The 13,078-nt window shown below is 69.0% G+C and carries 11 protein-coding genes; 7 read left to right on the top strand and 4 right to left on the bottom strand.

Features of this window, described 5'->3' with window-relative positions; genetic code table 11:
* Positions 1–296: 296 nt before the first annotated feature.
* Both D7W81_RS33330 and D7W81_RS33325 read left to right on the top strand, forming a co-directional pair.
* Positions 297–2,516, top strand: a complete 2,220-nt coding sequence (locus D7W81_RS33330) for a RelA/SpoT family protein (protein WP_120559443.1) — start codon at positions 297–299, stop codon at positions 2,514–2,516.
* Positions 2,517–2,592: 76 nt separating this feature from the next.
* Positions 2,593–2,979, top strand: a complete 387-nt coding sequence (locus D7W81_RS33325) for a RidA family protein (protein WP_120559442.1) — start codon at positions 2,593–2,595, stop codon at positions 2,977–2,979.
* A gap of 92 nt (positions 2,980–3,071) precedes the next feature.
* On the opposite strand, the gene D7W81_RS33320 is transcribed toward D7W81_RS33325, so the two are convergent.
* A complete protein-coding gene (locus D7W81_RS33320) occupies positions 3,072–5,027 on the bottom strand; it encodes a DsbA family protein (RefSeq protein WP_120559444.1) in 1,956 nt (651 codons plus the stop codon).
* A gap of 251 nt (positions 5,028–5,278) precedes the next feature.
* On the opposite strand from D7W81_RS33320, the gene D7W81_RS33315 reads away from it, so the two are divergent.
* Positions 5,279–5,509: a sulfurtransferase TusA family protein gene (locus D7W81_RS33315; RefSeq protein WP_120559441.1), complete on the top strand. Its 231-nt coding sequence runs from the start codon at positions 5,279–5,281 to the stop codon at positions 5,507–5,509.
* Between the two features lie 19 nt (positions 5,510–5,528).
* Here D7W81_RS33315 and D7W81_RS33310 read toward each other — a convergent pair whose 3' ends face one another.
* Both D7W81_RS33310 and D7W81_RS33305 read right to left on the bottom strand, forming a co-directional pair.
* Positions 5,529–6,440 (bottom strand): ABC transporter ATP-binding protein, encoded by a 912-nt coding sequence (locus D7W81_RS33310; RefSeq protein WP_120559440.1) that lies wholly within the window; start codon positions 6,438–6,440, stop codon positions 5,529–5,531.
* Complete coding sequence (locus D7W81_RS33305) at positions 6,437–7,300, bottom strand: ABC transporter permease (RefSeq protein ID WP_438503388.1); 864 nt, start codon at positions 7,298–7,300, stop codon at positions 6,437–6,439. Before D7W81_RS33305 ends, D7W81_RS33310 begins: the two co-directional genes overlap by 4 nt.
* Positions 7,301–7,473: 173 nt before the next feature.
* On the opposite strand from D7W81_RS33305, the gene D7W81_RS33300 reads away from it, so the two are divergent.
* The gene (locus D7W81_RS33300) at positions 7,474–9,006 is read left to right on the top strand and encodes a penicillin-binding transpeptidase domain-containing protein (RefSeq protein ID WP_120559438.1); all 1,533 of its coding nucleotides are present in this window, start codon (positions 7,474–7,476) and stop codon (positions 9,004–9,006) included.
* A gap of 9 nt (positions 9,007–9,015) precedes the next feature.
* Here D7W81_RS33300 and D7W81_RS33295 read toward each other — a convergent pair whose 3' ends face one another.
* Positions 9,016–10,212 carry a DUF4388 domain-containing protein gene (locus D7W81_RS33295; RefSeq protein WP_120559437.1) on the bottom strand — a complete coding sequence of 399 codons (1,197 nt, stop codon included), beginning with the start codon at positions 10,210–10,212 and terminating at the stop codon, positions 9,016–9,018.
* A gap of 21 nt (positions 10,213–10,233) precedes the next feature.
* On the opposite strand from D7W81_RS33295, the gene D7W81_RS33290 reads away from it, so the two are divergent.
* The 3 genes from D7W81_RS33290 to D7W81_RS33280 form a co-directional block, all read left to right on the top strand.
* Positions 10,234–10,512: a glutaredoxin family protein gene (locus D7W81_RS33290; protein ID WP_120559436.1), complete on the top strand. Its 279-nt coding sequence runs from the start codon at positions 10,234–10,236 to the stop codon at positions 10,510–10,512.
* Positions 10,513–10,632: 120 nt separating this feature from the next.
* Positions 10,633–11,586 (top strand): GGDEF domain-containing protein, encoded by a 954-nt coding sequence (locus D7W81_RS33285; RefSeq protein WP_208721561.1) that lies wholly within the window; start codon positions 10,633–10,635, stop codon positions 11,584–11,586.
* Between the two features lie 46 nt (positions 11,587–11,632).
* The coding region (locus tag D7W81_RS33280) for a sigma-54-dependent transcriptional regulator (protein ID WP_147445708.1) at positions 11,633–13,078 on the top strand (1,446 nt) is incomplete at its 3' end.

Genomic DNA, 13,078 nt, shown 5'->3' with positions numbered 1-13,078 from the left:
GCCACCGGGCGGGGGGCCTGGGCGGCCTCTTCCAGCGCCTGGCCGCACAGCACGCAGGTGGCCGAGCGTGGCGGGTTGTAGCCGTCACAATGCGGGCAGACCACCGGGAGCGTGGACAGCAGAAGCTGAGACATGGGCAGAGGGCCAATCTAGGGGGGCGTGAAACGCCGGGTCAACGAAAGCCTCGGACCCGTGTCCAAGGCGCCCGGGCTCCATCCAGGACCCGGCGGGGTACGCGATGTTCCAGGGTAACGTTGCCCCTGCTGTTTGAGGCAGTTACGATTGTCACCGCCTCGATGATTCGCCTGAACGACATCCTGCAGCGGGTTGCGTCGTACCACCCGGACCCCGACCTGGACATCATCAAGAAGGCGTACGTCTACTCGGCCAAGGTCCACCAGGGGCAACTCCGCAAGTCGGGAGAGCCCTACCTCATCCACCCGCTGGAGGTGGCGGGCATCCTGGCGGAGCTGAAGCTGGACGAAGCGTCCATCGTCACCGGCCTGCTCCACGACACCATCGAGGACACGCTCGCCACCGCGGAGGAGCTCACGGAGCTGTTCGGCCCGGAGGTCGCCCAGCTGGTGGACGGCGTGACGAAGCTGTCCAAGTTCTCCGCGTCCGCGACGCTCTCCCAGGAGGAGAAGCAGGCGGAGAACTTCCGCAAGATGATCATCGCGATGGCGCAGGACATCCGCGTCATCCTCGTGAAGCTGGCGGACCGCACGCACAACATGCGGACGCTGGATCACATGTCCGAGGAGAAGCAGGCCCGCATCGGACAGGAGACGCTGGACATCTACGCGCCCCTGGCCAACCGGCTGGGCATCTCCTGGATCAAGACGGAGCTGGAGGACCTGTCCTTCCGCTACGTGAAGCCCCAGGAGTTCTTCGCGCTGGAGGAGCAGCTCAACAAGCGCAAGAAGGAGCGCGAGGCGTACATCGAGGACACCTGCGACCTGATGCGCGCGAAGCTCCAGGAGCGCGGCCTCAAGGGCGACGTCAGCGGGCGCTTCAAGCACGTCTACAGCATCTGGAAGAAGATCAAGTCGCAGGGCATCGACTTCGATCAGATCCACGACATCATCGCGTTCCGCATCATCGCGCCGTCCGTGCCCTCCTGTTACGAGGCGCTGGGCATGGTGCACCAGATGTGGAAGCCGGTGCCGGGGCGCTTCAAGGACTTCATCGCCATCCCGAAGCCCAACATGTACCAGTCCCTGCACACCACGGTGATTGGTCCGTTGAGCGAGCGCGTGGAGGTGCAGATCCGCACCTCGGAGATGCACAAGATCGCGGAAGAAGGCATCGCGGCGCACTGGGCCTACAAGGAAGGCCGCGCGCCCATCTCCAAGGACGACGAGAAGTTCGCCTGGCTGCGCCAGCTGATGGAGTGGCAGCAGGACCTCAAGGACCCCAAGGAGTTCCTGGAGACGGTGAAGGTGGACCTCTTCACCGACGAGGTCTTCGTCTTCACGCCCAAGGGCGACGTGCGCAGCCTGCCGCGCGGCGCGACGCCGGTGGACTTCGCGTACGCCATCCACTCGGACGTGGGCGGCCGGTGCGTGGGCGCCAAGGTGAACGGGAAGATTGTTCCCCTGCGCTACAAGCTGAAGAACGGCGACACGGTGGAGGTGCTCACCAGCCCCCAGGCGCACCCGTCCAAGGACTGGCTCACCTTCGTCAAGACGAGCCGCGCGCAGCAGCGCATCCGCGGCTTCATCAAGCAGCAGCAGCGCGACAAGAGCCTGCAGCTGGGCCGCGAGCTGGTGGAGCGCGAGTTCAAGCGCTTCCAGCTCAACTTCAACAAGCTGCTGCGCTCCGGCGAGGTGAAGAAGGTCGCCGAGGAGCTGGGCTTCCGCGTCGAGGACGACCTGCTGGTCGCCATCGGCTACGGCAAGGTGACGCCGCAGCAGCTGGTGCAGCGGCTGGTGCCGCAGGACAAGCTGGCGCAGGCGGAGCCGCCTCCGCGTCCCACGGACGGCAACGGGCCGGGCAGTGGCACGGGGGCGAACGCCTCCATGCTGCCGGGCCTGTCGCGCATGACGGACCTGGCCAAGCGGCTGGTGGGGCGCAACAGCCGCAGCGGCGTCCAGATTGGCGGCGTGGACGACGTGCTGGTGCGCTTCGGGCGCTGTTGCAACCCCGTTCCCGGGGACCCCATCGCGGGGTTCATCACCCGCGGGCGGGGCGTGACGGTGCACACGGTGGGCTGTGAGAAGGCCCTGGCCACGGACCCCGAGCGGCGCGTGGACGTGTCCTGGGACGTGAAGGGCGACTTCAAGCGGCCCGTGACGCTGCGCGTGCTGACGGCGGACCGGCCGGGCCTGCTGGCGGACATCACCAACACGTTCTCCAAGAAGAGCGTCAACATCTCCCAGGCGAACTGCCGGGCCACCGGCGATGACCGGGCGGTGAACACCTTCGAGGTCACCATCTCCGACCTCAAGCAGCTGACGGACCTGATGCGCTCCATCGAGCGGTTGACGGGCGTCTACTCGGTCGAGCGAATCTAGCCCCGGCCTGTGCTACAGCGCGCGGCGGACCCGCGGCCCCGCTTCATGGGGGCCGCCTCAACGCGAGGTGTGCTGCATGGCGCGCAAGGCAATCCACTCGGACGACGCCCCCAAGGCGATTGGCCCCTACTCCCAGGCCGTGCAGGTGGACGCCGGGAAGATGACGTTCCTGTCCGGCCAGATTCCCCTGGATCCGAAGACGATGGAGATCGTCCCCGGTGACGTCGTCGCGCAGGCCGAGCAGGTGATGAAGAACCTGAAGGCCGTGCTCGCCGCCAGCGGCCTGGACTTCTCCCACGTGGTGCGCTGCACCATCTTCCTCACCGACCTGGGCGACTTCGCCAAGGTGAACGAGGTGTACGGCCGCGCCTTCACCGGCGCCCCGCCGTCGCGCGCCACCGTGCAGGTGTCCGCGCTGCCGCGCGGCTCCAAGGTGGAGATCGACGCCATCGCCGTCTCCTGACGCGGACGCCGTACCCGCTGGAAACACGAAGGCCGCCGGTTCCCGCTGTGGGAGCCGACGGCCTCATGCGTTTCAGGAGCGGGGGAAGAGGACTACTTCGCCTCGGCCGCCACCACTCCGCCGGCCTTCTTCAGCTCCTCGTCGATGACCTTCTTGAAGGCCTCGAAGGGCTGCGCACCCACCAGCGTGCGGCCGTTGATGAAGAACGTCGGGGTGCCGTTGGCGCCCTTGGCGGAGCCGTCCGCCATGTCCGCCTCGATCTGCTTGTCGAACTTGCCCGAGTCCAGGGCCGCCTTGAACTTCGGCAGGTCCAGCTTCAGCTCCTGGGCGTACTTCTCCAGGCTGGCGCGGTCCAGCGCGCGCTGGTTGGCGAAGAGCTTGTCGTGCATCTGCCAGAACTTGCCCTGCTCGTTCGCGGCCATGGAGGCCACGGCGGCGAGCTTCGCGTTCTGGTGGAAGGGCAGGGGCTGGTGCTTGAAGGCGAACCGGACCTTGCCCTCGTACGCCTTCTCCACCTGCTCGATGGTCGGCACGGCGCGGCTGCAGAAGGGGCACTCGAAGTCGGACCAGGCGACGATGGTCACCGGCGCGTTCTTCGGACCGCGCACCGGGGCGTCGCCCACTTCCACCTTCTGCACCGCCGGCTCGGCGGGCGCCGCGGGGGCGGCCGGAGCGGCGTTGACGTTGTCCTGGTTCAGCTTGGCGTAGAGGTCTTCCGCCTTGGTGCCGGCGGCGAGCGCCTTGTCGGCCTTGGCGATCTCCTGGTCGATGAGGGGCTTGAAGGCCTCGAAGGGCTGCGCGCCGGAGAGGAAGCGGCCGTTGATGAAGAAGGCCGGCGTGCCGTTGGCACCCACCGCGCTGCCCGCGGAGGAGTCCGCGTCCACCTTCGCGGCGATCTTGCTGGACTCCAGGTCGGCCTTGAACTTGTTGAGGTTCAGGCCCAGCTCCTGGGCGTACTTCTCCAGGTCACCGCGCTCCAGGGCGCGCTGGTTGGCGAAGAGCTTGTCGTGCATCTCCCAGAACTTGCCCTGCTCGTGGGCGGCCATGGAGGCCTGCGCGGCGAGCTTCGCGTGGGAGTGCATGGGCAGCGGCTGGTGGCGGAACACCACGCGCACGTCCTTGCCGTAGGTCTCCTTGATCTTGTTGATGGTGGGCACCGCGCGGCTGCAGAACGGGCACTCGAAGTCGGACCACTCGACGATGGTCACCTTCGCGGTGGCCGGGCCCATGGCGGGGGAGTCCGCGGGGACGTCCACCTTCTTCGCGGCGGCGGGGGGCTCCGCCTGCTGCTGGGCGCGGGCCGGGGCGCGCTCGACGCCCTTCTCGATGATGCGCGCGTACACCTGCGACGGCGCGACGCCGCTCTTCACCAGGCCCTCGGCCTTGGTGAGCTCCTCGTCGATGAGGGCCTTGAAGTTTTCAATGGGCTGCGCACCGGAGAGGAAGCGGCCGTTGATGAAGAAGGCCGGCGTGCCGCTGGCGCCCAACTGCTGGGCCAGGGCCTGCTCCTTGTCGATGGTGCTGGACAGGCGCGCGTCCGCCATGTCCGCCTTCCACTTCGCCACGTCCAGGCCAATCTGCTTGGCGTAGCCCTCCAGGCTCTCCCCATCCAGCTTCTTGTTGTTGTCGAAGAGGAGCTTGTGCATGTCCCAGTACTTGCCCTGCTCACCGGCCGCGAGCGCCGCGAGGGCCGCGGGCTTGGCGTGCGGGTGGAAGGACAGCGGGTTCTGGCGCATCACCACGCGCAGCTTGCTGCCGTAGTCCTTCTGGAGCTGCTCGATGGTCTTGTCCGCGCGGCTGCAGAACGGGCACTCGTAGTCAGAGAACTCCACGAGGGTGACGAGCGCGTTGGCGCTGCCCTTCGTGGGAGCGCCGTCGACGGGCACCTTGAAGACGGTGGGATCCACGGCGCGCGCGGGCTTGTTGGCCGCCTGCGCGACGGTGGGCGTGTTGCCGGGGGTGGTGGCTTTCGAGCCGCTGGCGGCACGGCCGCCAACGAACCCGAGCACCAGGCCGACCAGCAAGGCCACGATGACATTGGGCTTCATGGGTTGGGAATGCTCCTGCGCCATAGGTCCGACTCCGGGGCCCAAGCGGGTGTCTGGGTAGGGAAAGGGCGGGGTACTTAACAGAGGGAATTCCAGACACGCAAGCCGCGATGACCGCCTGCGTCCGCCACGAATCCAGAGGCCTCGAAGGGGCGGACAACGACGCGCGGTGGACCAAAATTCCCTCTCACTGCGCGTGCCGTGTCACTTTGACAGGCGCTGTTCCAGGCTCGGTGACAGGATGCGCGGCCATGGAAGCCGGTGTGCGCGTGGATACGTCCGGAGCCCTCTGCCCGGTGCCCATCCTGGAGATCGCCAAGGCGATGCGCCGCCTTCCGCCCGGGACGCTGGTGGAGCTGGTCTCCACCGACCGCGGGCTGGAGGCGGACCTGCCCGCGTGGTGCGACGCGACGGGCAACGAGCTGGTCCGCATGGAGCGCCGCGGCGCCCACTACGTGGGCTGGGTGCGCAAGGCGGGGTGAGCCTGCGTGGGGCGTGGGCCTACAGCAGCTGAAGGACGCGGTCCTCCAGGCGGCGGCCACGGCTGACGCCGAGGATGAGCACCTGATGCTGGAGGAGGTGTCCGACGGTGCGGCTGATGACCTCCTCGGCCTTGTGGGCCTGGCCGTCGAAGCGCACGCGCAGCACGTCCGGGCCCTCCATGCGCGCGTCGGTGACGCCGGTCAGGGAGGTGATTTCGGGGATGATGACGTCGCCCCGGGCAATCTGGACGCGGAACTCGGCGCCCTGGCCGGTGAGCTCCGACATGGTGCCCGCCTGCGCGAGCGAGCCCTTGTCGAGGATGGCGGCGGCGTCGCACAGCTCCTCCAGCTCCTGGAGGTTGTGGCTGGAGACGACCACCGTCTGCGTGCCCTTCATGTCCTTGATGACCTGGCGCACCTGCGCGGCGATGCGCGGATCCAGGCCGGCGGTGGGCTCATCCAGGAGGACGAGGGGCGGGCGGCCCATCAAGGCCTGGGCCATGGCGGCGCGCTTGGCCATGCCGTGGCTGAGCGCCTGCGTCTGGACCTTCCAGGCCTCCATCAGGCCCACCTTCTCCAGGGCGCCCCGGGCCTCGTGCTCCGGCTGGGTCAGGTCCGACAGGCGGGCCCAGTACATCAACAGCGCGCCCACCTCCCAGCCCGGGGGCAGCACCGCGTCCTGGGGCAGCGCGCCCACGCGGCCCTTGAGGGCGCCGGGCGTGGAGGGCGACACGCCCATCACCTGGAGCGAGCCCTCCGACGGGAAGAGGTAGCCGCACATCATGGAGAAGGTGGTCGTCTTGCCGGCGCCGTTGGGGCCGATGAGACCGAAGACGTCCCCCTTCTGGACCTGGAAGTTCACCTTGTTGACGGCGACCTTGGGGCCGAAGTGCTTGGAGACGTTGGTCAGCTGGATGGCCAGGTCGCTCACAGGTCCCTCGCGCGCAGGACGCCGTAGGCGCCGAAGAGGAAGACGGCCGCGAAGGCGGCATAGGCCGCGCCGCTGACGGCGAACTCGGCGAGCTTCGGGTGCAGCAGGTTGGCCGAGTAGTAGGACGGGGACAGGAAGCGCAGGAAGCGCAGCAGGTTCTCCTCGCTCACCGCTCTGCCCACGGAGTCCATCAGCCAGAAGACGAAGAGCAGGATGAAGTTGAAGACGAGGCTCACCGCCGGGCTGCGGAAGAGGCTGGAGCACAGGGTGGTGAGGGCCACGTACGCCAGCGAGAAGACGATGGTGGCGCTCCAGAACTTCAGGAGGTTGAGCACCAGCGTCGCGAAGGCGAAGTCGTCGTTGAGGATGCGCGCGTAGACGAAGATGGCCAGGTCGATGACCAGCACCAGCCCCACCAGCAGCGTGGCCTGGGAGAGGAACTTGCCCAGCAGCACCGACGAGCGGCGCGCACGCACCGTGAGGTAGCGCATGGAGCGCGGACCCACTTCGCCGCTCACCTGGTCGAAGCCCATCAGCGCGATGTAGGCGGGCAGGAAGAAGAGGGTGATCTTGAAGACGATGAGCACCACGATGGGCACCTTCGCCAGCGCCTCCATCATCGCGGCGTCGTTGCTGGCGAGGAAGCCCAGGACCCCCTGGCGCATCTGCTCCGCGGCCTGCGTGGCCATCTCCGAGTCCCCGCCGGATTCGGCGAGCTTCGCGTTCACCTGGGCCTGCAGCTCCCGGGTGACGAAGCCCACCACCAGCAGCACCAGCGCGGAGAACATGCTGTAGAGCCCGAGCAGCACGATGGCCCGGCCGCTTCTCACGGCCCGGCGCAGCTCGGCTGCCCAGATCACCAATGCCTCTTTGAGTCCGTCCAAGGTGCACAGGACCCTACTGGACCTCCGGTCACCTTCCCAGGTTTCTCCCTGACGAAGAGGGCAGTCGAGGAGGCAAGCCGTGGACAGCGCGCCCTCAGCGACTAGGATCCCGGCGGTCTGCTCCCTGCCCCCAAGGAGAGCCCCGAAGCATGACGATTCGCCGCTTCCTCGCCGCCCTGCCGCTGTTCCCCCTCACGCTGCTCCTGGGCGCCTCCGCGCCCGGGCCGGACGCGAACCCCGCGCCGTCACCCGCCGCCCCCACGGACGCCCAGGCGCTGGCGCAGGCCGTGACCGCGCTGGGGACGGACGCGGGCCCCGTGGGCGCCCGCGCGCTGGTGGAGAAGGTGGAGGCCGAGCAGCGCGCACAGGTGGCTTCACCGGACGCGGGGGCCTCCGCGAGCGTCGCGCAGGCTCCGGCCGCCGCTCCGTCGGGCGCCAAGCCTGCCTCCGACGCGCAGGGCGCGGACACGCGCCCGGTGGACGCCCGCGCGCTGGCGGAGGCACTGGCCGCGAAGGACGCGGCGGCGTTGGAGCCCGGCATGGTGCCTCCAATGCCGGTGCCCTCGCGGGAGAAGGCGCCTCCGTTCGGCAAGCTCCAGGGGCTGCCCCGCGCGCAGGACCTGGTGGCCCGCGCGAAGCTGGAGGGCAACAAACTGGTGGTGAAGGGCGGCAAGAACGCGCCGGATCAGGTGCTCACCATCGACCCGGGCCTCCAGGCGTCGCTCACGAAGATCATGCAGAACTACCAGGTGCCCTATGGCGCCGCGGTGGTGCTGGAGCCCTCCACGGGCCGCGTCCTCGCCATGGCGGAGCACTCGGAGGCGAAGCCGGAGGTTCGCGGGCTTCCCATCCGCGCGGTGTACCCCGCCGCGAGCATCTTCAAGATCGTCACCGGCAGCGCGCTCCTGGAGGCCGGCGTGTCCCCCGACACCGAGGCGTGCTTCCACGGCGGCAAGCGCCGGCTGAACGAGCGGCAGCTGGAGGACACCGAGCGCGACGGCGCCTGCTATTCGCTGGCCCTGGCCATGGGCAAGAGCGCCAACGTCATCTTCGCCAAGATGACGAGCAAGCACCTGAGCGCGGACGCCCTCAAGCGCATGGCGGCGCGCCTGCGCTTTAATCGCGAGATTCCATTCGCCCAGCCGCTGGACGTGTCGCTCGCGTACATCCCGGAGGACGGCTTCGCGCTCGCCAACACCGGCGCGGGCTTCGGGGATGTGTACCTGTCCCCGCTGCACGGCGCGCTGCTGGCCTCCGTGGCCGCCAACGAGGGCCGCTGGGTGGACCCCGTGCTGGTGGAGCCGGAGCCCTTCATGCCCCTGCCGGAGCCGGAGCCGGTGCTCACGCCCACCGCCGCGCACGAGCTCACGCGGATGCTGGAGGAGACCGTCACCCACGGCACCGCGCGCGGCGTCTTCCGCGAGCGAGGCTTCCAGGTGAAGGACGCCGTGGGCAAGACGGGCACGCTCGCGGACCGCGAGCCCTTCCGCGACTACTCGTGGTTCGTCGGCTTCGCGCCCAAGGACAACCCGCGCGTGGCCGTGGCCGCGCTCATCGTGAACGAGCCCAAGTGGCGCATCCGCGGCTCCTACCTCGGCCGTGAGGCCCTGCGCCTGGCGCTGGAGCGCATCCCCGCGCCGGTGGAAGTGACGGCCCCCGCGGGCGCCGCCGGCAAGCACTGAAGCGGGGCGTCAGGACAGCGGACGCGGGGTGAGCTTCACCAGCCCCGTGTCCACGAAGCCCTGGAAGAACTTCAGCGCCTCCAGCTCCTGAAGCGGTGACACGTGCACGATGGCGGCCACGTCCCGCCGCCCGTCGATGCGCGACAGCAGGTAGCGCTCCGGTGACGTGAGCGGCAGCGTCTTCAGGTGCGCGGGCGTCACCATCAGCGCCGGCACCCGCGACGGCTCCATCAGCGCCTTGCGCAGCTCCGTCAGGAGCCGCCCTTCCGCGTCGCGCAGGAGCTTCGCGGTGTGCTCGGTGGGCGCGATTTCGTGCGCGCGCCGCACCAGCGCCTCGCCGTCGCGCAGGTTGCCCGCGTCCAGGAAGAGCTGGGCGGCCTGGAGCACCTCGTCGGAGGAGGACTCGGAGCCGATGACGCCGCCCGAGGACAGGTCGTCGTCGTCATCGTCCTCCACCACCACCACGGTGTGCGAGCCGGGCTCCGGGGCGGGCAGGGGCGCCTCGTCCGACACGCGCAGCGCGTCCTGGCGGTAGAGCGCGTACAGCCGCTGGTAGAGGAAGAAGTCCGTGGCGTGCAGCGCCAGCGCGATGCCGTCGATGCTCAGGCCCTCCTTCGCCAGCTGCACGATGCGCTCGTCCATGCTGCCGGCCTTGCGGTCCGTCAGCTTGCGCTCGTCCACCTCCAGGCGCACGCGGCCGGAGGGGAACACCGCGCGGATGGCCTGCCACGCCGTCTCGCGGAACTCGCCCTCGCGGTGCACGTCCAGCAGGTCCACGCTGACGTCCAGGCCCTCCAGCTCCGGCGCGACGTCCGTGGCGCGGAAGTCGAAGCCGCCTTCCTCCCAGGTGAAGGCATCCAGCAGCATCTCCCGGAACTTGTGGGAGAGCACCGTGCGCACGGTGGCCTCGGACACCGTGCCCGTCATGATGAGGATCTTCCCCAGCAGGATGTGCGTCTCCGCCTGCGTGGTGAAGGCGCGCTCCAACTGGTCCTCCGTCAGGTGCCCCTGGTTGATGAGGAACTGACCGAAGTACTCGCGGGGCTGGTTGGAACTGGCGGTGATGACGTGGCCGTCGCGCAGCTGAAGCTGCTTGCGCACGTCTCCCCGCTCCACGTTCAGGGTGCCGGTGGACCGGCGATTCCCGAGGTGGACGACCAGGTCCTTGAGGGGCATCGTCGAAAAATCACCACACACGCCGCGCATCGAGCGCCCATCCTGCAACGCATGCGCATCGATATCTACTCGAAACCCCGGTGTTCCCTTTGTGAGAAGGCGCTCGCCGTGGTCGAGGCGCTGCGGACCCGGCTGCCCTTCGAGCTCTACGTCACCGACATCCTCCAGAGCCCGGACCTCTTCGAGGCCTGGCGTTACGACATCCCCGTGGTCCTCATTGAGGGCGTGCCTGCCTTCAAGCACCGCGTGGATCCAGAGGCCCTGGAGGCCCGGATCCGCGAGGTGATGAATGGCATACCCATTGCTAAAACCGTGGGCCAGGATGGGTAACAAAGTGCCCTTCCCTAAGAAATCCAAGGGGATACGAAGGGCGCAAAAGTGACGGGGCTGTAAATCTGGGCGGGTGGGCAGGGTGGCGGGGCAGAAAATGCTGGAAAGGAGGGCACGGCGGTGGGTGTGAAGCGCAAGCGAGCGGGAAAGTCGGGCCAGCCTCCTACGGTGCTGCTGGTGGAGCCTCGTGCGGAGGACCTGGAGCGGACCCGGACGCTGCTGGGCGAGGCGGGCTTCCGCGTGGTGCCCCTGACGCGCTTCGACGCGGCGGTGCCCCTGTTCGAGGTGATCCGTCCGGATGCCGTACTGCTGGCCGCGCAGCCGCCGGACTTCGCGGCGGTGCAGACGGCGCGGCGCCTGCGGCAGGTGGGCAAGGGCACGGTGCCGATGATGTACCTGGTGGATTCGCACGACCGGGACGCGTGGCGCTTCTGCGTGGAGAAGGGGCAGTGCGTGGACGTGGTGCCGCGCACGGTGGATGGCGCGGAGCTGTCCATGAAGCTGCACGCGCAGATGCGGCTGAAGCAGTCGGTGGAGCGCGTGGCGGCGGGGGAGGAGGCCGGCACGGCGCTGGCGCTGCATGACCCCGTGACGGGCCTCTACAACCGGCCGTTCCTGCTGGCCCTCATCGGGCTGGAGGCCCGCCGCACGGAGCGCTACGGCGGGACGTTCTCGGTGGTGGCGGCGGAGGTGACGGGGTGGAGCGCGCTTCGCAAGGAGCACGGCAAGGGCATGGCGGAGCGGCTGCTCGTCTACAGCGCGGTGGTGCTGGGACAGACGGTGCGCGAGGCCGACGCGGTGGCACGGGTGGGGGACAGTCAGTTCGCCATGTTGCTGCCGGGCACGCCCGCGGAGGCGGTGCCGGAGGTGCTGGCGCGGGTGGAGGCCCGGTTCGAGGCCGCCCGGTTCCAGATGGAGGGTCGGGTGGTGCGCACGGCGCTGGAGCTGGGGGCGGTGAGCTTCCCGGACACGGTGGGGGCTCCCACCCAGTTGCTGAGCGCGGCACTGCAGACCTTGAGGCGTACACGAGAGCTTCGGCGGGCGGCCGGTCCGGTCCGCTTGATGTCGGTTTGATTCAGTTCACGAGGGTTTGATGCACAGGGCGAGCGGAGGCGTGGGGATGGATCGGATCGCGGTGCTGGTGGTGGATGACGAGGAGTCGGTGCGCACGTTCCTGTCCGAGCTCTTGGGCAGCTCGGGGTACCAGGTGCGCTGTGCGTCAAGCGGTTCGCAGGCGCTGGAGATGCTCTCCGGCGGCTCGTTCGACGCGGTGCTGCTGGACGTGGTGATGCCGGAGATGAGTGGCCTGGAGGTGCTGCGCCGCTACCGGAGCACGGGCGGCAACGCCCCGGTCATCGTGTTGAGCGCGCTGTCGGGCGCGGACGACGCGGTGCGCGCCCTGAAGATGGGTGCCTCCGACTATCTGGCGAAGCCCTTTGGCAACGACGAGCTGCAGGACGTGCTCGCGCGCGCCCTGGGGACCCGCGTTCCGGAGCGTCAGGCGACCGCGCCCGCGCCCCGCGTGGTGCTGACGCCCGCGGAGGCCGCCGCGGAGGCCCGCGTGCTCATCTCCACGTCGCCGGCCATGCGCCGCGCGCGTGCGCTGGTGGAGCGCATCGCGGACACGGACGTGCCGGTGCTGCTGCTCGGTGAGTCCGGTACGGGCAAGGAGGTCATCGCCCGTGAAATCCATGCGCGCAGCCAGCGCCATGGCCGTCCGTTCATCAAGGTGAACTGCGCGGCGCTGCCGGGTGAACTGCTGGAGAGCGAGCTGTTCGGCCACGAGCGCGGCGCCTTCACGGGCGCCACGGCGGAGAAGCCGGGCAAGTTCGAGCTGGCGGACCAGGGCACCATCTTCCTGGACGAGATTGGCGAGATGGCCATCCGCCTCCAGGCGAAGCTGCTCCAGGTGCTGCAGGACGAGGAGTTCTTCCGCGTCGGTGGCAAGAAGAGCGTCCGCGTGGACAGCCGCGTGGTGGTGGCGACGAACCGCGACCTGGAGAAGGAGATCGCGCTCGGCAACTTCCGCGAGGACCTCTACTACCGCCTCAACGTGGTGGCCATCCGCCTGCCGCCCCTTCGCGAGCGCCGGGAGGACGTGGTTCCGCTCACCGACCACTTCCTGAAGAAGTACGGCAAGGGCTTCATGACGAACGTGTCCGAGCTGCCCTCCGAGGTGCTCCACGCGTTCACCGACTACGAGTGGCCGGGCAACGTGCGCGAGCTGGAGAACATGGTGCGCCGCCTGTGCGTGCTGAAGGACCCGACCCTGGTGCTGGATGAAATCCACGCCGGTGGCCGTACTCCGGCCAGCGCTCCGTCACTGCCCACGTCGTTCGGCGGTGGGGATGAGTACAGCCCGCCCCCGTCGCGCCACATGGACGAGTCCGCCCGCGTCTTCGCGGCGCCGCCGTCCTCGCACACGATGGTTTCCAACTCGGGCGTGCAGGTGCTGGAGATGCCCGCGCGCGGCGCGATGCTGACGCCGGCTCCGGTGTCGGACGCCTCGCCGTTCAATGCCGTGGCGCCCATGCGCTACGCGAACCCGTTCGACGCGCCCCAGCCT

It is taken from the genome of Corallococcus aberystwythensis, from assembly GCF_003612165.1.
GTDB classification, from domain to species: domain Bacteria; phylum Myxococcota; class Myxococcia; order Myxococcales; family Myxococcaceae; genus Corallococcus; species Corallococcus aberystwythensis.
The sequence above is the reverse complement of the archived record's forward strand: the minus strand, read 5'-3'. Positions and strand labels throughout refer to the sequence as shown.